At 73.9% G+C, this 20,857-nt stretch carries 18 protein-coding genes; 11 read left to right on the forward strand and 7 right to left on the reverse strand.

What is annotated here, in order from left to right:
- Positions 1–64 precede the first annotated feature (64 nt).
- Complete coding sequence (locus QSK21_RS05155) at positions 65–1,336, reverse strand: sulfite oxidase (protein ID WP_285694058.1); 1,272 nt, start codon at positions 1,334–1,336, stop codon at positions 65–67.
- Between the two features lie 126 nt (positions 1,337–1,462).
- Here QSK21_RS05155 and QSK21_RS05160 point away from each other — a divergent pair, with 126 nt between their 5' ends.
- The 4 genes from QSK21_RS05160 to QSK21_RS05175 are packed head-to-tail and all read left to right on the forward strand — an operon-like array spanning position 1,463 to position 5,229.
- The gene (locus QSK21_RS05160) at positions 1,463–2,377 is read left to right on the forward strand and encodes an AAA family ATPase (RefSeq protein WP_285694059.1); all 915 of its coding nucleotides are present in this window, start codon (positions 1,463–1,465) and stop codon (positions 2,375–2,377) included.
- Between the two features lie 39 nt (positions 2,378–2,416).
- A complete protein-coding gene (locus QSK21_RS05165) occupies positions 2,417–3,505 on the forward strand; it encodes a vWA domain-containing protein (RefSeq protein WP_285694060.1) in 1,089 nt (362 codons plus the stop codon).
- Positions 3,498–4,622, forward strand: a complete 1,125-nt coding sequence (locus tag QSK21_RS05170) for an XdhC family protein (RefSeq protein WP_285694061.1) — start codon at positions 3,498–3,500, stop codon at positions 4,620–4,622. Before QSK21_RS05165 ends, QSK21_RS05170 begins: the two co-directional genes overlap by 8 nt.
- A 13-nt stretch (positions 4,623–4,635) precedes the next feature.
- Entirely contained in the window at positions 4,636–5,229 is a 594-nt protein-coding gene (locus QSK21_RS05175) for a nucleotidyltransferase family protein (protein WP_285694062.1), read from the forward strand.
- Here the strand turns inward: QSK21_RS05175 and QSK21_RS05180 are convergent.
- On the reverse strand, positions 5,207–5,698 hold the full coding sequence (locus tag QSK21_RS05180; protein ID WP_285694063.1) for a MarR family winged helix-turn-helix transcriptional regulator: 492 nt from the start codon (positions 5,696–5,698) through the stop codon (positions 5,207–5,209). The two genes, QSK21_RS05175 and QSK21_RS05180, sit on opposite strands and share 23 nt — an antisense overlap.
- A 97-nt stretch (positions 5,699–5,795) precedes the next feature.
- Between QSK21_RS05180 and QSK21_RS05185 the strand changes: the two genes are divergently transcribed.
- Together QSK21_RS05185 and QSK21_RS05190 are read left to right on the forward strand one after the other, a co-directional pair.
- On the forward strand, positions 5,796–6,680 hold the full coding sequence (locus QSK21_RS05185; RefSeq protein WP_285694065.1) for a nitroreductase/quinone reductase family protein: 885 nt from the start codon (positions 5,796–5,798) through the stop codon (positions 6,678–6,680).
- Between the two features lie 76 nt (positions 6,681–6,756).
- Positions 6,757–7,233, forward strand: coding sequence for a nitroreductase family deazaflavin-dependent oxidoreductase (locus QSK21_RS05190; protein ID WP_285694066.1), 477 nt, complete (start codon positions 6,757–6,759; stop codon positions 7,231–7,233).
- Here the strand turns inward: QSK21_RS05190 and QSK21_RS05195 are convergent.
- The 5 genes from QSK21_RS05195 to QSK21_RS05215 are packed head-to-tail and all read right to left on the reverse strand — an operon-like array spanning position 7,230 to position 13,248.
- Complete coding sequence (locus QSK21_RS05195; protein ID WP_285694067.1) at positions 7,230–8,456, reverse strand: DUF6986 family protein; 1,227 nt, start codon at positions 8,454–8,456, stop codon at positions 7,230–7,232. The two genes, QSK21_RS05190 and QSK21_RS05195, sit on opposite strands and share 4 nt — an antisense overlap.
- Entirely contained in the window at positions 8,453–9,379 is a 927-nt protein-coding gene (locus tag QSK21_RS05200; protein ID WP_285694068.1) for an aldose 1-epimerase family protein, read from the reverse strand. The genes QSK21_RS05195 and QSK21_RS05200 overlap by 4 nt, the downstream gene beginning before the upstream one ends.
- A 30-nt stretch (positions 9,380–9,409) precedes the next feature.
- A complete protein-coding gene (locus QSK21_RS05205) occupies positions 9,410–10,819 on the reverse strand; it encodes a YlbE family protein (RefSeq protein ID WP_285694069.1) in 1,410 nt (469 codons plus the stop codon).
- Positions 10,812–12,272, reverse strand: a complete 1,461-nt coding sequence (locus QSK21_RS05210) for an AllF/FdrA family protein (protein WP_285694070.1) — start codon at positions 12,270–12,272, stop codon at positions 10,812–10,814. The genes QSK21_RS05205 and QSK21_RS05210 overlap by 8 nt, the downstream gene beginning before the upstream one ends.
- 37 nt (positions 12,273–12,309) lie before the next feature.
- The gene (locus QSK21_RS05215) at positions 12,310–13,248 is read right to left on the reverse strand and encodes an oxamate carbamoyltransferase subunit AllH family protein (RefSeq protein ID WP_285694071.1); all 939 of its coding nucleotides are present in this window, start codon (positions 13,246–13,248) and stop codon (positions 12,310–12,312) included.
- Positions 13,249–13,711: 463 nt separating this feature from the next.
- Between QSK21_RS05215 and QSK21_RS05220 the strand changes: the two genes are divergently transcribed.
- From QSK21_RS05220 to cutA, 5 genes are all read left to right on the forward strand, one after another.
- Positions 13,712–15,433, forward strand: coding sequence for a PucR family transcriptional regulator (locus tag QSK21_RS05220; protein WP_285694072.1), 1,722 nt, complete (start codon positions 13,712–13,714; stop codon positions 15,431–15,433).
- A gap of 168 nt (positions 15,434–15,601) precedes the next feature.
- Positions 15,602–17,080 (forward strand): uracil-xanthine permease family protein, encoded by a 1,479-nt coding sequence (locus QSK21_RS05225; protein WP_502871506.1) that lies wholly within the window; start codon positions 15,602–15,604, stop codon positions 17,078–17,080.
- A complete protein-coding gene (locus QSK21_RS05230; protein ID WP_285694073.1) occupies positions 17,077–17,946 on the forward strand; it encodes an FAD binding domain-containing protein in 870 nt (289 codons plus the stop codon). The genes QSK21_RS05225 and QSK21_RS05230 overlap by 4 nt, the downstream gene beginning before the upstream one ends.
- Positions 17,943–18,431, forward strand: coding sequence for a (2Fe-2S)-binding protein (locus tag QSK21_RS05235; protein WP_285694075.1), 489 nt, complete (start codon positions 17,943–17,945; stop codon positions 18,429–18,431). Before QSK21_RS05230 ends, QSK21_RS05235 begins: the two co-directional genes overlap by 4 nt.
- The gene (gene cutA, locus QSK21_RS05240) at positions 18,431–20,842 is read left to right on the forward strand and encodes an aerobic carbon-monoxide dehydrogenase large subunit (RefSeq protein WP_285694076.1); all 2,412 of its coding nucleotides are present in this window, start codon (positions 18,431–18,433) and stop codon (positions 20,840–20,842) included. Before QSK21_RS05235 ends, cutA begins: the two co-directional genes overlap by 1 nt.
- Positions 20,843–20,857 lie beyond the last annotated feature (15 nt).

Raw genomic sequence — 20,857 nt, forward strand, 5'->3', positions numbered from 1 at the left:
GGACGCGGCAAGTGATGGGATGGGCACGCCCTCCGAACCGCGCCGCGAGTGAGGCCGGAGGTGGTCAGGAGATCGTCACGGGATGGCGGACGACGGCGCCGAACAGGTAGCCGAGGGTGTTGTGCGGGACGGTGGCGGGCTGGGTGGCGCCCGTCTCGTCTGTGGCGCGCGCCATCAGGACATGGCTTCCAGGGGCGTTGGGAGTGCGCCAGGGGTACTGCCAGCGCACCCATGCCCGGGCGTGGCCGGGGCCGTGCAGCTTGGCCCTGTGCCAGGTGGCGCCGCCGTCCGTGCTGACGGACACCGCGCGGATGCGGCCGTTGCCTGACCAGGAGCGGCCATGCAGCACCTGCACGCGCCCACCGGGGAGGGTGGCGTCCCAGGGCAGTTCGAAGGCGCTCTTGACGTTCATGCGCGTGAGCGGGGCACTTCCCTCGGGTGGGTAGGCGTCCCCGAACAAGCGGTAGTAGCGCGTGTTCCACGGGGAGAAGAGCGGCTGGTCCGACACCTGGATGTCGCCCAGCCATTTGATGGACGCGATGCCCACCCAGGAGGGCACGACCAGGCGGACGGGGTGCCCGTGGTCCGGCGGCAGCGGAGCGCCGTTCATCTCGTACGCGAGAAGGACGTCCTTGAGGGCCTTGGCCACCGGCAGGGGCCGCCGTACGCGCCCCATGTTCACGCCACCGTCGACGTACTCGGCGTCAAGGCCGCGTGGCAGCACGTCCACGGCGTGGCGGGTGAGCCCGGCGCGTTCGAGGACCGACGCCAGCCGTACACCGCGCCAGCGGGCCACCCCGATGGCGCCCAGCTTCCACGGGGTGCCGGACACCTGCTGCCCTTGCTGGGAGGTGAAGAAGCCGCGCCCGTTGCCGGTGCACTCGATGAACGCGGTGATGGTCTCGGAGCGCATGCCCAGCAGGTCCTCATAGGTGAACTCGACCGGGCGCTCCTCGGTGGGGGAGCCGTGCAGGCCCGTTCCCCACAGCCGCAGCCGCCAGGTGCGCGCGTCGATCAGGGGCGTCGCGATGTGGTTGCGGACGAAGAACCGGTCCGCCGGGGTGAGGTGGCCCTGGTCGCGCATCGCCTCCCATCGCGTCTCGGCGTTGGTGCCGTGGGTGACGAACAGCTCCGGAGGCAGCGGCTTGACGATCGGCCCGGCCGCGGCCGCGGGACGGGCCGGGCCCCCGGCCGCGCCCAGGCCCGCACCCGCGGCGCCCGCCGCGGAGAGGCGGAACAGGGTCCGGCGGGACACCGGACCTCGGAGTCGCTCGTGCCACTGGCGGGCGCGTGCGGTCTCGTAGGCGGCCTCGACGGTGAGATCGTCCTCGCTCATGGGCCCGATGGTCACTCGCCCGCTCGTTAAAGTCAACTTTCCCTACCGAATTTACCTGTATAAATCTCAACGAAAAAAGGCGCCCCGTCCATATTGGTGCCGTCCCCGGATGAGTAGCCTGTGGGAGTGGGTGAGATCGCGTCACCGCCCGGTCCGGCACACCCGGCCCTCCCCGCGGACCCGGCGGAACTGGCCGTGCTGCTCGACCGGCACGCGTACCTGTGCGACGACGGGCTGGCCACCGCCGCCTTCCTGGCGCTGCGGATGGGACGTCCGCTCTTCCTCGAAGGGGAGGCGGGGGTCGGCAAGACCGAGCTGGCCAAGACCCTGGCGTCGGTGCTCGGCGCCCCGCTGATCAGGCTCCAGTGCTACGAGGGCCTGGACGCCTCCCAGGCGCTCTACGACTGGGACTTCCCGCGCCAGCTTCTGCACCTGCGCGCGGCCGAGGCCGCCGGCGTCACCGACGTGGCGCGGCTGGAGGGCGAGCTGTACGACCGGCGCTTCCTGATGGCCCGCCCGCTGCTGCGCGCCCTGGAGACCACGCCCAGCGTGCTGCTGGTGGACGAGATCGACCGGGCCGACGACGAGTTCGAGGCGTTCCTGCTGGAGGTGCTGAGCGACTTCACCATCTCGGTGCCGGAACTCGGAACGATCCGGGCGGAACGCCCCCCGGTGGTGGTGGTCACCTCCAACCGCACGCGCGAGGTGCACGACGCGCTCAAGCGGCGCTGCCTGTACCACTGGCTGGAGCACCCGTCCTTCGACCGCGAGGTCGCGATCATCCGCCGCCGGCTGCCGGACGCGGCCGAGCGCCTGGCCGGTCAGGTCGCCGCGGCGGCGCAACGCCTCCGCGACGCCGACCTGCTCAAACCGCCGGGCGTCGCCGAGAGCCTGGACTGGACCGAGGCGCTGGTGAGCCTGGGCGTCCGCGAGCTCGACCCGGAGATCGCGGCCGTGACGCTGGGCACCGTCCTGAAGTACCGGGAGGACCAGCAACGCGTCCTCGCCGGCGGCATCGACGGGCTGTTGAACGGGGGCTGACCGCACATGCCGGCCGGGCGTGATGTCACGGAGACGATCGTGGGCTTCGCGCGGACGCTGCGCGCCGCCGGTGGTGACGCCGATCCCGAGCGGGTGCAGGCCATGCTGCGCGCCCTCGACCATCTCGACGTGCTCGACCGGACGGACGTGTACTGGGCGGGGCGGCTCACGCTGTGCGCCGATCCCGACGACCTGCCGCGCTACGACCGCTGTTTCGCCGCGTACTTCTCGGGCCTGACCGTCCGCCCGGGACGCCGCCCGCCGCCCACGGTGATCGTGCGGCACATGCCCGTCGTGTCACCCGGCGACTCGGGCGACGGCGACGACGAGGAGGAGTCGCGCGAGGTCACGGTGGCGACGGCCAGCGCGGTCGAGGTGCTGCGCAACCGTGACGTGGCCAAGCTGGGGCCGGACGAGCGCGCCCAGGTCAACCGGCTCATCGCGGTCATGGACGCGTCCACGGAGACGCGCCGGTCGCGCCGGTTCGCGCCGTCCCCGCGCGGCCGTCTCGACCCGGGCCGGACGGTGCGGGAGACGCTGCGGCGCGGCGGCGAGATCTCGCTGCTGCGGTACCGGTCGCACCGCACCCGCCCGCGCCGCGTGGTGCTGCTGGTGGACGTGAGCGGGTCGATGAGCCCGTACGCGGACACGTTGCTGCGGTTCGCGCACGCGGCGGCGCGGTCCGGCGGGCGCGCCGTGGAGGTGTTCAGCGTGGGCACCCGGCTGACCCGTCTCACCCGCGAGCTGCGGCACCGCGACCCCGACACCGCGATGGCCGGGGCGTCCGCCGCCATCCCGGACTGGAGCGGCGGCACCCGGCTCGGCGAGGAGCTGAAGGAGTTCCTCGACCGGTTCGGGCAGCGCGGCATGGCCAGGGGCGCCATCGTGGTGATCGCGTCCGACGGCTGGGAGCGCGGCGACGCGGGGCTGCTCGGCGAGCAGATGGCCCGGCTGAGCCGGCTGGCGCACCGCGTCGTGTGGGCCAACCCGCACAAGGCGCGCCCCGGGTACGAGCCGCTGACCGCGGGTATGGCGGCGGCGCTGCCGCACATCGACGACTTCACCTCCGGGCACAGCCTCGCCGCCCTGGAGGACCTGGCCCGCCTGATCGGAGATCGCCATGCGTGACGTGCTCGACGACATCGCCGCCTGGTACGCGGCGGGGGAGACCTTCGGCCTGGCCACCGTGGTCAGGACCTTCCGCAGCGCGCCCCGTCCCGCGGGCGCCGCGATGGCCGTGTCGCCGTCGGGGGAGGTGACCGGCAGCGTGTCGGGCGGCTGCGTCGAGGGCGCGGTGTACGAGCTGGCCCAGGAGGTGATGGCCGCGGGCGAGCCGGTCGTCCAGCGGTACGGGGTCAGCGACGACGACGCGTTCGCGGTCGGGCTGACCTGCGGCGGCATCCTGGACGTGCTGGTCGAGCCGGTCGGGCCCGCGACCTTCCCCGAGTTCGCCGAGGTGGCGGCGTCCATCCGGGAGCGCGAGCCGGTCGCGGTCGCGACGGTGGTGGCCGGTCCGGGCGAGATCGGGGCGCGCAGGGTCGTGTGGCCGGAGCGCGCCTCGGGTTCGCTGGCGCCCGGCGCGCCGTACGCCGCGCGGCTGGACGCGGCGGTCGACGACGACGTGCGCGGGATGCTCGCGCAGGGACTCACCGGCCAGCGCCACTACGGGCGTGAGGGCGAGCGCCGCCTGGACGAGCTGACGGTGTTCGTGCACTCGTTCGCGCCGCCGCCGCGGCTGCTGGTGTTCGGCGCGATCGACTTCGCCGCCGCCGTCGCCAGGATCGGCAAGTTCCTCGGCTACCACGTGACGGTCTGCGACGCCCGCCCGGTGTTCGCCACGCCGAAGCGGTTCCCCGACGCCGACGAGGTCGTGGTGAAGTGGCCGCACAAGTTCCTCGATGGCACGGAGGTGGACGAGCGCACCGCGATCTGCGTTCTCACCCACGACCCCAAGTTCGACGTGCCGCTGCTGGAGGTGGCGCTGCGCACGCCCGCAGGGTACGTCGGCGCCATGGGGTCGCGCCGTACCCACGACGACCGGATGGCGCGGCTGCGCGAGGCGGGGCTGAAGGAGGACGAGTTGGCGCGGCTGCGGTCCCCGATCGGCCTGGACCTGGGCGCCCGCACCCCGGAGGAGACGGCCGTGTCGATCGCGGCCGAGCTGATCCAGCTTCGCTGGGGCGGGTCGGGGCGCCCGCTGACCGGCACCACCGGCCGCATCCACGGCGAGGTCCGCGAGGAGTAGCTACCGTGGCGTGATGGCATCGCGCATGGGTGTGAGTCCGGCCGGGTTGCTGCTCGCGGCGGGGGAGGGGAGCAGGCTGGGCCGTCCCAAGGCGCTGCTGGAACTGGACGGGGAACGGCTGGTCGACCGCGGCGTGCGGACGCTGCGCGACGGTGGCTGCTCACCCGTCCTGGTGGTGGCCGGCGCCGCCCCGCTGGAGGTGATCGGGGCCGTGGTCGTCCCGAATCCCGACTGGCACACCGGGATGGGGTCGTCGTTGCGGGCGGGGCTGGCGGCCCTGCCGCCCGGCTGCCCCGCCGTCGTGGTCGCGCTGGTCGACCAGCCGCTGGTCGGCCCCGAGGCGGTGCGGCGCCTGATCGAGGCGTACGAGGCGGGCGCGCGTGTCGCCGTCGCCACCTACGAGGGACGTCGCCGCAACCCGGTGCTGATCGCGGCCGAGCACGTCGAGGCGGTCGCCGAGGCCGCGCGGGGCGACGCGGGCGCCCGCGTCTTCCTGCGTGAGCACCCGGAGCTGGTGACGCCGGTGCCGTGCGCGGACGTGGCCGCGCCCGACGACATCGACATCCCCGCCGACCTGGAGGCGTTCAACCGGCGTCACGCCCGCTAGCCCCGGGCTCCGAGAGGGTGGAGAGGGCGCTCTCGTAGGCGCGGAGCGCGTCGACGACGAGGCGGCGCTGCTCCGGCGTGAGCGGTTCCAGCGCGGTGCGCCAGGCGGCGGCGCCGGGGGCCAGCCAGTCCCGGATGGCGGGCAGCCGGTCCTCGGCGATGCTGACGATGGTGCGGCGGCGGTCGGCGGGGTCGGCGTGCCGCTCCAGGAGCTCCTTGCGGCTGAGGTCGCCGACCATGAGGCTCACCGTGGCCGGGGCGACCTCCAGGCGCGCGGCCAGCTCGTTCACGCTCATCGGCCCGTCGAACATCAGGTACGCCAGCAGGGACAGATGGCGTGGCGCCAGGTCGAGCGAGCGCAGCACCTCCGGTGGCGGGGTCCGCTTGGCCCGCCCGATCAGCCTCGGCATCAGCAGGAGCATGGTCCGCACGCCGTCGTCCACACCGAGGCCCTGTTCGTCTGTTGACATGCCCGCCCGACCCAAATAGCTTTGCATCCAAAGTAGCTTTGCTTTCAAAGCAAAGCTATTGCACTTCGCATCCGACCCATCAGGATAGGGGGCGGCCATGGAGGTCGCGGATTTCAACCGGTCGATCATCGAGGAGTTCCGGGCCAACGGCGGCGCGGTCGGCGGCCCGTTCGAGGGCGCCACGCTGGCGCTGCTGACCACCACCGGCGCCAAGACGGGCCGGCCCCATACCACCCCGCTCGTGTACATGGCCGACGGCGACCGCGTCCTGGTCTTCGCCACCAACTCCGGCGCCCCGTCGCACCCTCAGTGGTTCACCAACCTCCTCGCCGACAACCGCGTCACCGTCGAGATCGGCACCGAGACCTACGAGGCCACGGCGATCGCGTTGCTCGGCGAGGAGCGCGCGGCCAAGTACGCCGAGCAGGCCCGGCGCCATCCCGCGTTCGCCGAGTACCAGGAGAAGACCGACCGCGAGATCCCGGTCGTCGCGCTCTACCGCGCCGCCTCGGAGCAGCCCTTGGGCATGGGCGACCTCCTGGTGAACGTGCACCGTTCCCTCCGCCAGGACCTCGCGGCGCTCCGGGCCGACGTCGAGTCGTATCTGTCCAACGGCCGGGCGTCGGGGGCGGCAAGGCCCGACCTTGCCGCGCAACTACGCGCCCACTGCACCGCCTTCTGCGGTGCGCTGCACGAGCATCACCAAGGCGAGGAGACCCAAGGCTTCCCACGCCTGCAACGCCTTCACCCCGAGTTGGCCCCCGTCCTGGAACGCCTCAAGCAGGAACACGACGCCGTGACCGGCATGCGGCGGGACCTCCAAGCCCTCCTGGACGACATCGACACCGCCGACCCCGACCAGGTACGCACCAAGCTCGCCCATGTCAACGACCAGTTGGAGGCCCACTACGCCTACGAGGAGAAGGAGCTCTTCGATGTGCTCAACACCGTGACCGCCGGCGAATGGAGCGGTCCCCGCTAGACACCCGGGTTTGACGCGGAACCGATCGCGGGATGCCTTGGGACGTCCGCGTCCCCTTCCCCCGAGGGAGTCCTTGATGGCCGACGGTCCTCCCGCGTTCTTCGGCTCGCCGCTCTTCGCGCCCGCGATGCGGGCCCTCACCCGGATCCATGTGGCGGTCTTCCAGGCCACGGGAGGCCGGGTCGGCGGCCGGTTCCGGTTCGGCAGCGCCTTCCCGCACGGCGTGCCCGTCTGCCTGCTCACCACCCGAGGCCGCAAGTCCGGCAAGGCCCGCACCTGCGCGCTGATCCACCTGCCCGACGGCGACCGCGTCGTGCTGGTCGCGTCGCGCGGCGGGACGCCCCGCAGCCCGCAGTGGTACTTCAACGTGCTGTCCCAGCCCCGCGTCCTGGTGCGGACGCGCGGAGGGGCGCGCCGGATGCTGGCGTACGAGGCCGAAGGGGACGAACGCGAGGCGCTCTGGGAGCGGCTGGTGGCCCTCTACCCCGAGTACGCCGCCTGGACGGACCGGCGCATCCCCGTCGTCGTCTGCGAGCCCCCGCTCGGCGCCTAGCGTTCGACGGAGGCGGGCAGCGCGCTCTCGTCGAGGGCGCCGCAGTCCACGGCGCGCCGGAGACGGTCCGTCAGGGCCTTGATGGTGGCGGGTTCGTCCAGGACGCCGTTGGACTTGCCCGCCGCCTGCTCGTGCCAGGCCCGGACGCGGCCGATGACCTCGTCGACGCCGGACAGGTGGTAGGCGTAGACGACGGCGTAGCGGCTGGGCAGGTGCGCGGGGTGCATGTCCCAGCCCTGCCAGAAGCCGTGCAGCATGGAGTGCCGGACCTGGGCGGCGTGCACCGCCCAGGTGTGGTTGACCTCGTCCGCGCCGTCGTTGCGGGGGACCACGTTGGTGGAGCCGTCCGACAGGCGCACGCCCGCGCCCGCCAGGGCGACCTGCATGACGTGCCGGGCGAAGTCGCAGGCGGGATGGTCGAGCCGCTGCTGCTCGGGCGGCAGGCCGAGGGCGGCGGTGTAGTCGAACACGCCGAAGTGCGCGGCGGTCATCCGGCCCCCGGCGGCGTCGGCGATCCCGCGCAGCCCGATCCGGCCCTCCTCGTCGAAGATCGCCTCGGGGGTCTCCACCTGGATCTCGAACCGCAGGATCCCGCCGGGCAGGCCCAGCGCGCCCTCCAGCCGGTCCAGGTAGTCGACGAACACCCGGACGTGCTCGGCCGCGACCACCTTCGGGAAGGTGATGGTGAACCCGCCCGGCAGCCGCCCCAGCCGGTCGCGCAGCGCGGTGAGGAACCCGTCGAGGGTGCGCATGGAACGCTCGTGCGCGCCGTCGGCGAACGACTTCACCCGCAGCCCCCAGTAGTGGGGCAGCCCCTTCACCTGGTACGCGGCAGCGACGGCCTCCACCACCTGCGCGATGTGGGCGTCCTCCTCCTCGTCGGAGCGGACCCCGTAGCCGTCCTCGAAGTCGATCCGCACGTCCTCGACCGGCTCGGCCACCAGCTTGGCCGCCACCCGCTCCCGCACCGGACCGGCCAGCTCGGGATCGAGGCCGAACGCGGTGCCGAACGAGCCGGCGCCCGGCGTGTGGGTGTTGAGCAGCCGCAGCGCCTCGGCGCCGAAGTCGGCGGGCGTGGTGCGGGAGAAGCGGTCGGCGGGCACGTACACGGTGTGCACCGGCTGCCGTCCGGTGGCGGGCCCCGGGAACCGCGTGGCGTGAGCGTCGCGGACCGCTGCGATCCGCGCGGACAGGTCGTCGAGCGAGGGGACGCTGAAGTTCACTCCGCCATGATCCCCCAAGATCCCGTGTGGTGGGCACCCGGCCGGAGGTGGATCACGTCGATCCCGGTGGCGAACGCGTTGGGCGGGCACGTCATCGGCTCGGCGCCCAGCCCGCGGCGGCGCCGGTCGCCGGGGGCGGCGTCGGCGGTGACCACTTCCAGCCACGGATGGGCCGCGTCCGCCCACAGCGCCGTGGTGCGCCCGCCGCCGGTCAGCCGCACCCACGCGCGCCCGGCGGCGTCCCTGCGCAGCCCGGTGAAGGCGTTGTCGATGACCTGGCCGCCGAGCCTGCGGCCGTTGCGCAGATCGTACGGCGTGCCGGTGACGTCCACCGCGGGACCGGACGGGATCAGCCGCTCGTCCACCGGCAGCCACCGGTCGGCGGTGACCGTCACGGCGCAGTCGTCGATCGGCTCGCCGACGGTGAGGTAGGGGTGCGCGCCGTGCCCGTACGGGGCGGTGCGCGTGCCCACGTTGCGGGCCGACAGCCGCACCGTCAGGCCCCGCTCCGCGTCCAGCGCGTAGTCGGCCTCCAGGTCGAGCCGGAACGGGTAGCCCGCCCGCCCCATCAGCCTGTGCGCCAGCCGCACCCGATGAGGCTCCCGCTCCACCAGCGTCCAGGGGGACGAGCGCACGAGGCCGTGGATGGCGCACTCGTTCTTCGGCTCGGACAGGTCGAGCTGGTGGATGCGCCCGTCGTAGGCGTACCGGCCCCGGTCGATCCGGTTCGGCCAGGGGATCAGCAACTGCCCGAACGACACCTGGATCGGCTCGTCGGCGTCGAAGGACAGCACCAGCGGCAGCCCGTCGCGCTCCAGCTCCCGCAGGCCGGCGCCGGCCTCGGTGACGACGGCCCGGTACGGCCCGGCGGCGATGACGTGCTGGACGCCGCTGATCGGCTCACCGTCGATCGACTCGGTCATGGCCCGAAGGTACCCAAGCCGGCCGCGGGGTCAGGGCAGTTCGGCCAAGGCGTGCAGCGCGTCCTGGAACACGGTGGCGGGCGGCGACACCAGGCCCGCGCCGACCTGCCCGACACCGGCCTCGCGGCCCGCGATCCCGGTGTCGATGACCGGCAGGATCCCGGTCCGGACCACCTTGGTCACGTCGATCCCGCAGGGCGTGCCGCGGAACGACAGCAGCGGGATCTGCAGCCCCGGATGCTCGGCCAGCGTGATCTCGTACATCCGCTGGGTGGCGGCCAGCGCGTCGGGCACCTCGCCGCCGACGAAGCGGACGATGGCGGGCGCCGCGGCCAGCGCGAACCCGCCCACCCCGGCGGTCTCGGTGATCGCCGAGTCGCCGATGTCGGGGTTGGCGTCGTCCGGCCCGTACGCGCCGAGGTAGAGCCCGTCGGGCACCCCGGCGGGCCCGGTGAACCAGCGGTCGCCCGTCCCGGACACCTGGATGCCGAAGTCGGTGCCGTTGCGGGCCATCGCCACCACCAGGCTCGACCCCGGCACCCCGCGGGCGGCGTCGGCGGCGGCCTTGGCCGCGGCCATCGCCGGGTTCAGGAAGAAGTGGTCGTTGCCGCCGGCGAAGCGCAGCGCCTCGGCCACCTGGTCGCGCGGCGCGTCCGCCTCGGCCATGCCGGGCGCCAGCTCGCGCAGGAACAGCGAGGTCGCGGCCCGGTTGCGGTTGTGCAGCTCGTCGCCCATCTGCAGCGCCTGCGCCATGATCGACAACAGGTCGAGCGGGCCGTGCCGCCGCACCGCCTTCCGCAGGACGGGTCCCAGCACGTCCGACATCCACCGCAGCCGCTCGATCACCTCCGGGCCGTACGCGCCGTACCGGAGCACCTTGCCGAGCCCCTCGTTGAGCGAGCAGTACGCGGTGCCGCCGTGCTCGGCGTCCTCGACCACCAGCATCCACATGGACGGGCTCACCACGCCCGCCATCGGGCCGACCGCCCCGTGGTGGTGGCACGGGTCAAGCGTCGCCGCGCCCTTCTCCAGCAGTTCCTGGGCCTTCTCGGGCGTGTCGGCGAGCCCTTCCAGCAGCATCGCCCCGATCAGCGCGCCGCGCATGGGGCCGGACGCGCGCTCCCACTCCAGCGGAGGGCCCGCGTGCAGGAACGTGCCGCTCTCCAGGCCCAGCACCTCGCCCGCGGGACGCACGTCCACCAGGTGGGGGCGCGCGCTGAGCATCCGGCCGACCGCGCGCTCGTTCGCCTCGATGAAGCCGGGCCGTCCCATCACCGCGACCAGGGCGTCCTCGGTGCCCTCGGGCGGCGGGCGCCAGTCCACGGCCTCGACCGGCACCGCCTGGGCCTCCAGCGCCTCGGCCAGCACCCCCACGCCGGCCGTCACCACCCTCGGCTCGCGGGCCAGCAGCCCGCCCAGCCGCGACCGGGAGTCATCCATCGGCGCCCGTCCCTTCGCCGGCGCGGAGCCCGGCCGCGTACCGCGCGGCCTCGGCGTTGGACGCGAAGACCGACGCGCCGGCCGCCCGCAGCGCCTCCGCCTGCGCGTCCCTGCCCTGCGGGTCGGCGGGCGTGCCGCACAGCGACACCACCACGGCCAGGTCGTCGCGCCGATCCAGCGCCGCGACGATCGCCGGGGCCAGCGACGCCGCGGGGTCGGGGTCGGCCCCGTACCCCAGGACGACGTCGAGCAGCAGCACCCCGCACGCGGGGTCGGCGGACTGCTTCGCGATCGCCTCCAGCCGCAGCGTCGGGTCGATCATCGGGTGGGCGCGGCCCCGGGTGTAGGCGTCGTCGCCGTAGTCGATCAGCTCGTGGCCCCGTGCCGTCCTGCCGCCCGTCCTGCCGCCCGGTGCGGTGCTCGCGATCGCCTCGGCCTCGTCCCGCAGCGTCCCGCCGGAGAACAGGCCGCGCAGCGCGCCCGTCACCGGGCGCGCCGGGGGAGCGGCCGGCCAGCGCGGCCACTCCGGCACCGGCCTGCCCAGGCGCCTCAGCGCCCGCTCGGTGGCCCTGGTCAGATCGTCCTCGGGACCCGGGAACGCGAACACCACCGGGGTGTCGAGCCTGCGCGCCGCCTCCGCGACCAGATCGGCCACCTGCGGCGCGGGCGGCTTGGAGACCAGGACGATCAGCTCCGTGCCGGGGTCGGCGTCCAGCGCCGCCAGCGCGGCCAGCGACGACCGGCCGCTGACCTCCAGCGACAGGTCGCGGCCCCCGACCCCCAGCGCGTGCCCGACGCCGACGCCCGCCGCGTCCAGCAGGCACATCACCTGCTGCGCGCCGGTGCCCGACGCCGCCACCAGGCCGACCGGCCCGGGACGGACGGCGTTGGCGAAGCCCAGGCCCGCGCCGCCGACGACCGCGGTGCCGCAGTCCGGGCCCATCACGATCAGCCCGCGCCTGGCCGCGGCGTCCTTGAGCGCGATCTCCTGCTCCAGCGGCACGTTGTCGCTGAAGACCATCACGTTGAGCCCGGCCGCGAGGGCGTCCATGGCCTCGGGGAACACGTACGGGCCCGGCACCGACACCAGCGCGATCCCCGCGTCGGCGCGCCGCGCCGCCGCGCCGGTCGTGCGCGCCGGCGGAAGCGTTCCCGGCACCGCCCCGGAACGGTTCCCCGCGGGCCCGGCGCCCGCCGAGGCCAGCAGGTCGTCCAGGGTGCGGCGGGCGGCGTCCAGCGCCTCGCCGTCCGCGCTGACCGCCACCACCAGATCGGCGGGGCCCGCGTCCCCGGGCGCCTCGAAACCCATCCTGGCCAGCATCTCCAGGTTCAGCCGGGTGCCCATCGCGGCCATCGCGCCGTCCACGCCGGCCAGCTCCCCGACCTGCCGGCTGACCCGCATCAGCGTGACCGAGTCGTGGTACGCCCCCCTCCGCACCTCGACCCATTTCATGGGACCACCCGCCGGGCCGGCGGCACGAGGATCCGGGTCACGCCGACACCCTGCCGCCCTGGCCGGCCATGACGGCGTGCGCCAGCGCGGCGCGGCAGCCGGCGAGCACGCCCGAGGCCAGGTCGGCGCCCGACGTGTGCCCGGCCGCCAGCAGTCGCCGTACGGCCGGCGCCGCGGGTTCCAGCCCCGCCACCGCCCGCAGCACGGCCGCGACCTCCGCGCCCGCGGCGCCGGACGCCGCGCAGTGCAGCAGGGTCGCGGCGAGAGCCGTGGTGCGGGTGCCGGCGTCCGCGGTGACGGCCGCGCCCAGCCAGTCGGCCAGCCACACCGCCCGGCCTCCCGGGCGCACCGCGCCGCCCAGCAGCCGCAGGGACAGCAGCAGCCCGCAGAGGATGTCGTCGCCGCTGGGCGTCAGCCCCGGTCCGAGACCCACGATCCGCTCGGCCGCCTCGATGGTGCCCGCCAGGTCACCGGCCTCGCACCGGTCGGCCAGCAGCACCGGGTCGGGATGGCCGTACAGCCCGCCGCGCGCGGCGCGGCCCGCGTCCGCCAGCGCCGCCTCCAGGGACCGCACGCCGTGCGCCAGCGTCGCGACCGGCACCGGCCCCAGCGCGGGGGACGGGTCCCACCAACGCCTTACCTTGGTCTCCAGCCCGTCGATCTCGACACGGCCCTCGCCCGCCCACGCCTCGGCGCCCTCGCGCACGGCGCGGAACGGGCGCTCGCGGCAGGTGGCGACCATGACGACCGCGTTGGGCAGCCGGACGGCGTCGGAGGTGACCACGGCCACCACCCGCGGCTCGGCCCCGGCGCGCGACTCCAAATAGACCGCCGAGGGGAACACCGCGATCACGCGGGCGGGGCGGCGCGGCGCGTCCAGCACCGGGCGCAGCGCCAGGCTCGCGGCGCCCGCGGCCGGCGGCCTGCGGCCCGGCTGCGGGGCGAGCGGGATCGGGTCTCGCACGAGAGCGGTCACGGGGTCCTCCCGAGGCCGGTGTCGTCGTCCTTGCCGGCCGGCCTCTCTAGCCGCGACCGTAAGGCCCTGCACACGGCGTCTCGTATGGAGAAAACTGCCAAGCCTGGTTGTCATCCTTCGTCTTTGTTGTCAGTGTTGATCGAGCAGCGGTAGCGATCACGCCCGTCGGGGCGATGTAAGCACCAAGGAGCGAGGTGACCGTTCCCGTGAGTCAGCAGCGACTGCCCGCCGCGGGATGGCGGCCTTTCGAGCGTCCTCGCCTTCCCCCCTTCCCACGGTTCGCCCCTCGTCCCCGCTCACCGCGCAGAGGCGTGTCCGGCCACGCGTCCGACCACGCGTGCGGTCACCTCATGGGCCGGGGCGGCACCCCGGCCCAGCGGACCGGACCCCACCAGGGCCCCGCCCGCGCACGCCGGCGGCCGGAGAACCCGCCGCCGGAGCCGACCCAGTTGGGAGTCATCTGATGCCAGTCCCCGTGGACCCGGGCCCACCGGCCCTGCGACTCGCCAGTACGGGAACCCTCACCTACGGGCTTCCGGTCGGGGAGGTCCTGGGCGTCTCCACCCTCAAGGGCGCCAGGCTCATCGCCGGCCGCAGCGGCCTCGGCCGGATCGTGCAGCGGCTCAACGTCATGGAGGTCCCCGACATCCTGGCGTGGGTCAAGCCGAACGAACTGCTGCTGACCACCGGCTACCCGCTGCGCAACACCCCGCAGTCCCTGGACAACCTGGTCGCCGACCTCGACGAGCGCGGCCTGGCCGCGCTCGGCGTCAAGCTCGGCCGCTACCTGGACTCGCTGCCCGCCGAGATGATCGAGCAGGCGGACCGCCGCGGCTTCCCGCTGATCCTGCTGCCCGACGACGTGGGCTTCGACGACATCCTCAACCAGGTGCTCACCGACATCCTCAACCGGCAGGCCGCGGTGCTGGCCCGCACCGAGGAGGTGCACCGGGCGCTGCTGCAGATCGTCCTGTGCGGCGGCGGGTTGCAGGAGGTCGTCGACGAGGTCGCCGGTCTACTGGAGGTCGCGGTCGTCGCGCTGGACGGTGAGCAGCGCGTGCTGGCCGGTTCCGGCCCCGAGGAGCAGATCCAGGCCATGCGCGCGCTGGGCCGCGGCCCGTCCCATGACGGCGACCACCTGGTGGTGCCCGTCGTCGCCGGCGGGTTCGACCACGGCAGGATCGTCGCCTACAGCCCGAGCGGGACGCTGCGGGAGGCCGACCAGACGATCCTGGAGCGCGCCGCCACCGTCGCGGCGCTCGTGGTGACCAAGCAGCAGGCGGTCGCGGCGGTCGAGAGCAAGTACCGCGCCGACTTCCTGCGCGACATCCTGTCGGGACGGGCGGGCGACGACGACCGGGTGGTGGCGCACTGCGCCGGGTTCGGCTGGGATCTGGACCGCCCCGTGATGGTGCTGGTCGCCGAGCTGGACGGGCGTCCGCGTGGCTCCGACGGCCCGCGCGAGGCCGACCGCGCCCGCGACGGCGCGCGGGGCGAGCAGGGACGCGACCCGATGCGCGGGGAGGCGGGCCGCGGCGCCGAGGAGCGCTCCGCGCAGGAACGGCTCGCCGCCGCGTGGACCACGGCGGTGCGCCGGTACGACCGGGGCGCGGCGGTGGCCAGCTTCGCGCACGAGGTCGTCGCCGTCGTGGGCGCGGACGGGGACGACGGGGCCGCCCTCTCCGGCGGCCCCGTCCAGTCGATCGTCAAGGAGGCCGCCGCGGTGTTCTCCGAGCACCGCCGCACCTTCTCCACCGGCATCAGCCGTACCGTGCGCTCGCCCGCCGCCCTGCCCGAGGCGTACGAGCAGGCGGTCAAGGCGGTGCGGGTCGGGCGCCAGCTCCACGGCGCGGGCGCCCGCGCCCACTTCGACCAGCTCGGCGTCTACCGCCTGCTCAGCCTGGTCTCCGACGCCGCCGAGCTGCACGCGTTCGTCCGCGAGACGCTGGGCGAGCTGGCCTCCGACGACGAGCCGGAACTGGTGGACCTGCGCCGCACGCTGCAAGTGCTGCTGGAGACCAACCTCAACGTCGCCGAGACGGCCCGCAGACTGCACTTCCACTACAACACCCTGCGGTACCGCATCGGGAAGCTGGAACGGATGCTCGGCCCGTTCACCGAGGACGCCCACCTGCGCCTCAACCTGACCCTCGCGCTGCACGTGCTGCGCATGCGCGGCATCTGACGGCGGGGCGTTACACCGGCGGCCGCATATCGTCTCCCAACCCTGGGGAGGTGCTTTGGCAAAACTCGCCGATGCCTGCTGACCTGGGTCGCCTTAGGTTGCGCGCAAAGCCGTGCCGGGGCCGACCGGAACCCGGCACGGCGCGGGCACTCCTGGGGAGGGGCACGGATGGCCAACGGGCTGAGGTTTGGCTGGAAGGTGCACGGCGACGGGAAGACACCGCCCCCCGGGGAGGTCGTCGCGCCCGACGAACGGCTGTCCTGGCCGCGCACGGCGGGCATAGGCGCCCAGCACGTGGTCGCGATGTTCGGCGCGACGTTCGTGTTCCCGCTCGTCATGGGGCTGGACCCGAACCTCGCGGTGATGATGTCCGGCGTCGCCACCATCCTGTTCCTGCTGATCGTCCAGGGGAAGGTGCCCAGCTACCTGGGGACCAGCGCCTCGTTCGTCGGCGGGGTGTTCGCGATCCGCGCCGGGGTCGACAGCGCGCAGACCGACGCCTGGGTGACCGGCGCGATCCTGGTCGCCGGCGCGGTGCTGGCGCTGTGCGGCGTGCTGATCCACGTGCTGGGCGTCCGGGTCATCCACCAGGTGTTCCCGCCCGTGGTGACGGGCGCCGTGGTGATGCTGATCGGGTTCGGGCTGGCGTTCGTGGTCGCCGACACCTACTGGCCGCAGGACCACTGGGTCGCGCTGGTCACCATGGTGTTCGTCTTCCTGGTCATGGTGGTGTTCCGCGGGTTCATCGGCCGCATCGCCATCCTGCTGGGACTGGTGTTCGGGTTCGTGCTGTCGTGGATCCTCGACCTCACGGTCGGGCAGGTCACCTCGGTGCTGCCCGGCCAGAACCTGCGGGACGCGGCCGGGCAGGCGTGCCAGCCCGAGGGCCCGTACTGCGTGGCCACCGCGTTCGCGCACGACCGGGTGAGCTTCGCCGGTGTGGAGAGCGCCGACTGGTTCGGGTTCCCCGCCACGCACGCCCCCGACTTCAAGCTGTCGGCGATCCTGCTGGTGCTGCCCGCCGTGATCGCGCTGATCGCGGAGAACGCGGGGCATGTCAAGGCGGTCGGTGAGATCACCCGCACCGACCTGGACCCGATGATCGGCCGCACGATCGTCGCCGACGGCGTCGGCACCGTGGTGACCAGCTCCGTCGGAGGCTCGCCCACCACCACCTACGCCGAGAACATCGGCGTCATGGCCGCCACCCGGATCTACTCCACCGCCGCGTACTACATCGCGGCGGTGATCGCGATCCTGTTCGGTCTGTGCCCGAAGTTCGGCGCGCTGGTCGCCGCGACCCCCGGCGGCGTGCTGGGCGGCGTCACGGTGATCCTGTACGGGATGATCGGGCTGCTCGGCGCCAAGATCTGGATCGAGAACCGGGTGGACTTCGCCGACCCGGTCAACATGGTCCCGGCCGGCGCGGGCATCATCCTGGCCGTGGGACCGGTGGTGCACCAGATCAACGAGGACTTCACGCTGGAGGGCATCGCGCTCGGCACCATCGTGGTCCTGGCCGGCTACCACCTGCTCCGGCAGATCTCCAACCGGATCACCGCGGCCGTGCCCCCGGAGTCGGCCGCCCCGCTCGATCCGTCGGGGACCGCGGCCCCCGAGGCCGGGGGAGGCGGCGCCCGGTCGTGAAGCCGCCGCCGTTCGACTACCGCGCGCCGCGCACGACCCAGGAGGCCCTGGACGCGCTCGCCGGCGGCGGCGCCAAGGTCCTCGCGGGCGGGCAGAGCCTCATCCCGCTGCTCACCATGCGCCTGGCCGCGCCGGCCCGGCTGGTCGACATCAACGGCGTGGCCGGTCTGGACACCGTGGAGGTCACCGCCGAGGGCGTGCGGGTCGGCGCCCTCGCCCGGCACGCGCGGGTGGAGCGGGACGAGCGGGCCGCCGCCGTCCAGCCGCTGATCGGGCAGGCGCTGCGGCACGTCGCCCACCCCGTCATCCGCAACCGCGGCACGGTCGTGGGCAGCCTCGCGCACGCCGACCCGGCCGCCGAGCTGCCCGCGGTCCTGGCCGTCCTCGGCGGCACGGTCGAGGTCGCCTCGGCCAGGGGCCGCCGCGCCGTCGCCGCCGCCGACCTGTTCACCGGGCCGCTGGAGTCGTGCCTGGACGAGGACGAGCTGGCGCTGTCGGCGTTCTTCCCCGCCGCGCCCCGGCTCACCGGCACCGCGTTCGCCGAGACCGCCAGGCGGCACGGCGACTACGCATTGGCGGGCGTCGCGGCCGTGGTCGCGCTGGACGACGACCTGCGCGTGACCTCGGCCCGCGCCGGATACCTCGGCGTCGCGGGCGTCCCGCTCGTCCTGGACCTGTCCGAGCCCGCGGAGTCGGCGGCGCGCACCGGCGACTGGTCCGCCGTCGCCGCGTACGCGCGCGAGCGTCTCGACCCCGACGGCGACATCCACGCCGGCGCCGGGTACCGCCGTCATCTGGCGGGCGTGCTCACCGAACGCGCCCTGCGCGCCGCGGCCCGCGACGCCGTCCAACGGGAGGCACGATGACCGAGGAGACCTTCGAGATCGCGCTGACCGTCAACGGGGTGCACCGGACGGCACGGGCTCCCGCGCGCCGGCTGCTGTCGGACCTGCTGCGCCACGACCTGAGGCTGACCGGTACGCATGTCGGCTGCGAGCACGGCGTGTGCGGCTGCTGCACGGTTCTGCTGGACGGCGAGCCGGTGCGGTCGTGCCTGATGTTCGCCGTGACCGCCGCCGGCCACGAGATCACCACCGTCGAGGGCCTGGCCGGACCGGACGGGACGCTCTCGCCCGTCCAGCGCGCCTTCCACGAATGCCACGCCCTGCAATGCGGGTTCTGCACCCCGGGCTTCCTCTGCACGGTCACCGCGCTGCTGCGCGACAATCCCCGCCCGACGGAGGACGAGGTGCTGGAGGGCATCTCAGGCAACCTGTGCCGCTGCACCGGCTACCAGAACATCGTCAAAGCGGTGCATCGCGCCGCCGACCTGATGGACGAGGAGTCCTGATGGGATTCGGGGAAGGCGTGGTGAGGCGCGAGGACCCGCGGCTGCTCACCGGCCAGGGACGGTACGTGGACGACTTCGGGCACGACGCGCTGGCGGTGGCGTTCGTCCGGTCGCCGCACGCGCACGCGCGCATCGTCGACATCGACGTGACCGAGGCGTTGGACGTCGAGGGCCTGGTCGCCGTCTACACCTGGGAGGACCTTCCGGGACGGGTGGGGGAGCCGCTTCCCCTCCTCATCCCGCACCCGTCCCTCACCCACGGCCGCACCGGGTACCCGCTCGCGCGGGACGTGGTCCGGCATGTCGGGGAGCCGGTCGCGATGGTGGTCGCGGCCGACCGCTATCTGGCCGAGGACGCCGTCGACCGGATCGCCGTCGAGTACGAGCCGCTGCCCCCGGTCGTCGGGATCGAGGCCGCCGACCGTGCCGACCATCTCGTCCACGACGACGTCCCCGGCAATCTCGGCGGCATCCTGCGCCAGGAGACCGGGGACGTGGACGCGGCCATCGCGGCCGCCCCGCACGTGCTGGAGTTCCGTCTCGACATCGAGCGCAGCGCGGCCATGCCCCTGGAGGGACGCGGCGTGTACGCGCGCTGGGACGCCGACGACGAGACGCTGCGGGTCTACAGCTCCACGCAGGCGTCCACCAGCGTGCGCGCCGCGATCGCCGCCAAGCTCGACCTCGCGCCGAGACAGGTCGAGGTGATCGCCCCCGATGTCGGCGGCGGCTTCGGTGTCAAGATCGTCCACCCGTGGCCGGAGGAGGTGCTGGTGCCGTGGGCGGCGCGGCTGCTCGGCCGGGAGGTGAAGTGGACCGAGGACCGGCGCGAGCACTTCGTGGCCTCCGCGCACGAGCGCGGGCAGCTCCAGCGGGTGCGGGTCGGGTTCGACGACGAGGGCCGGGTGCTCGGCCTGGACGTGCGGATCCTGCACGACCACGGCGCCTACACCCCGTACGGGATCATCATCCCGATCGTCACGTCCACCCAGCTCCTCGGCCCGTACAAGATCGGCGCGTACCGGGCCGAGGTGCGCAGCCTCTACACCAACACGCTGATCGTCACCCCGTACCGGGGCGCGGGCCGCCCGCAGGGCGTGTTCTGCATGGAGCGCACCATGGACCGCATCGCCGACCATCTGGGACGCGACCGGTCGGAGGTGCGCGAGGCCAACCTGATCCAGCCCGGCGAGTTCCCCTACGACCAGGGGCTCACGTTCCAGGACGGCCGCCCGCTGGTCTACGACTCGGGGAACTACCCGGAGCTGCTGCGCAAGGTCAGGAAGCTGATCGGCTGGGACGGGTTCGAGGAGGAGCGCGCCTCGGCCGCCGCGTCCGGCCGCCGCCTCGGCATCGGCATCGGCTGCTACGTGGAGGGCACCGGCGTCGGCCCCTACGAGGGCGGCCACGTCGAGATCGACTCCTCCGGACGCGTGCACGTCTCCACCGGCCTCACCTCGCAGGGGCAGGGCCACCAGACGGTGTTCGCGCAGATCGCCGCGTCCGAGCTGGGCGTGCCGATCGAGGACGTGCGGGTCACCACCGGCGACACCCGGCGGTTCGGGTACGCGGTCGGCACGTTCGCGTCCCGCGCCGCCGTGATGAGCGGCAACGCGATCGCGCTGGCCTGCCGCAAGGTGCGGGAGAAGGCGCTGCGGATCGCGGGCGAGGCGCTGGAGGCCGACCCCGCCGACCTGGAGATCACCGACGGCGTGGTGCATGTGCGCGGGGACCGGTCGTCGGCCGTTCCGCTGCGTACCGTCGCCGTGCTGTCCAACCCGCTGCGGTACGCGTTCGACGAGGAGGCGGGGCGCGCCACCCAGTTCGCCACGGCCGCGTCACCGGACCGGCCGCCCGTGGCGCCCGGCGAGGAGCCCGGGCTGGAGGGGCGCGGCTACTACTCGCCCGTCCGCTCGACGTTCGCGGCCGGGGCGCACGCCGCGGTCGTCGAGGTCGATCCCGACACCGCCGAGGTCGCGATCCTGCGGTACGCGGTCGTGCACGACTGCGGCCGGCTCATCAACCCGATGGTCGTCGAGGGGCAGATCCACGGGGGAGTGGCGCAGGGCATCGCGGGCGCCCTGTACGAGCGGATGGCCTACGACGAGTCGGGGCAACTGCTCAACGCCTCGTTCATGGACTTCCTCATGCCGTACGCGACGGAGATCCCGCGCATCCGGACCGGCCATCTGGAGACGCCGTCGCCGCTCAACCCGCTCGGGATCAAGGGCGCGGGCGAGGCGGGCGTCATCCCCGTGTCGGCCGTGATCGCCTCGGCCGTCGAGGACGCGGAGGGCCTGCGCGTCACGTCCATGCCGATGTCGCCGGACGACCTGTTCGAGCTGCGGCTGCGGGCCCGCGACGACGCGTCCCTGCGCACGGCGAGGGCCTCGCGGGCGGCGGCACGCTGACCCTTCGCCTTGCCC

This window comes from Actinomadura sp. NBRC 104412 (genome assembly GCF_030269515.1).
In the GTDB taxonomy this organism is placed as follows: Bacteria; Actinomycetota; Actinomycetes; order Streptosporangiales; family Streptosporangiaceae; genus Spirillospora.

Bases quoted from the DNA above. Each gene is read 5' to 3' on its own strand.
- QSK21_RS05205 (WP_285694069.1), bottom strand. From the start codon at position 10,819: ATGGATGACTCCCGGTCGCGGCTGGGCGGGCTGCTGGCCCGCGAGCCG.
- cutA (WP_285694076.1), top strand. From the start codon at position 18,431: ATGGGATTCGGGGAAGGCGTGGTGAGGCGCGAGGACCCGCGGCTGCTC.
- QSK21_RS05235 (WP_285694075.1), top strand. From the start codon at position 17,943: ATGACCGAGGAGACCTTCGAGATCGCGCTGACCGTCAACGGGGTGCAC.
- QSK21_RS05200 (WP_285694068.1), bottom strand. From the start codon at position 9,379: ATGACCGAGTCGATCGACGGTGAGCCGATCAGCGGCGTCCAGCACGTC.
- QSK21_RS05155 (WP_285694058.1), bottom strand. From the start codon at position 1,336: ATGAGCGAGGACGATCTCACCGTCGAGGCCGCCTACGAGACCGCACGC.
- QSK21_RS05185 (WP_285694065.1), top strand. From the start codon at position 5,796: ATGGAGGTCGCGGATTTCAACCGGTCGATCATCGAGGAGTTCCGGGCC.
- QSK21_RS05210 (WP_285694070.1), bottom strand. From the start codon at position 12,272: ATGAAATGGGTCGAGGTGCGGAGGGGGGCGTACCACGACTCGGTCACG.
- QSK21_RS05190 (WP_285694066.1), top strand. From the start codon at position 6,757: ATGGCCGACGGTCCTCCCGCGTTCTTCGGCTCGCCGCTCTTCGCGCCC.
- QSK21_RS05225 (WP_502871506.1), top strand. From the start codon at position 15,602: ATGGCCAACGGGCTGAGGTTTGGCTGGAAGGTGCACGGCGACGGGAAG.
- QSK21_RS05170 (WP_285694061.1), top strand. From the start codon at position 3,498: ATGCGTGACGTGCTCGACGACATCGCCGCCTGGTACGCGGCGGGGGAG.
- QSK21_RS05175 (WP_285694062.1), top strand. From the start codon at position 4,636: ATGGCATCGCGCATGGGTGTGAGTCCGGCCGGGTTGCTGCTCGCGGCG.
- QSK21_RS05180 (WP_285694063.1), bottom strand. From the start codon at position 5,698: ATGTCAACAGACGAACAGGGCCTCGGTGTGGACGACGGCGTGCGGACC.
- QSK21_RS05220 (WP_285694072.1), top strand. From the start codon at position 13,712: ATGCCAGTCCCCGTGGACCCGGGCCCACCGGCCCTGCGACTCGCCAGT.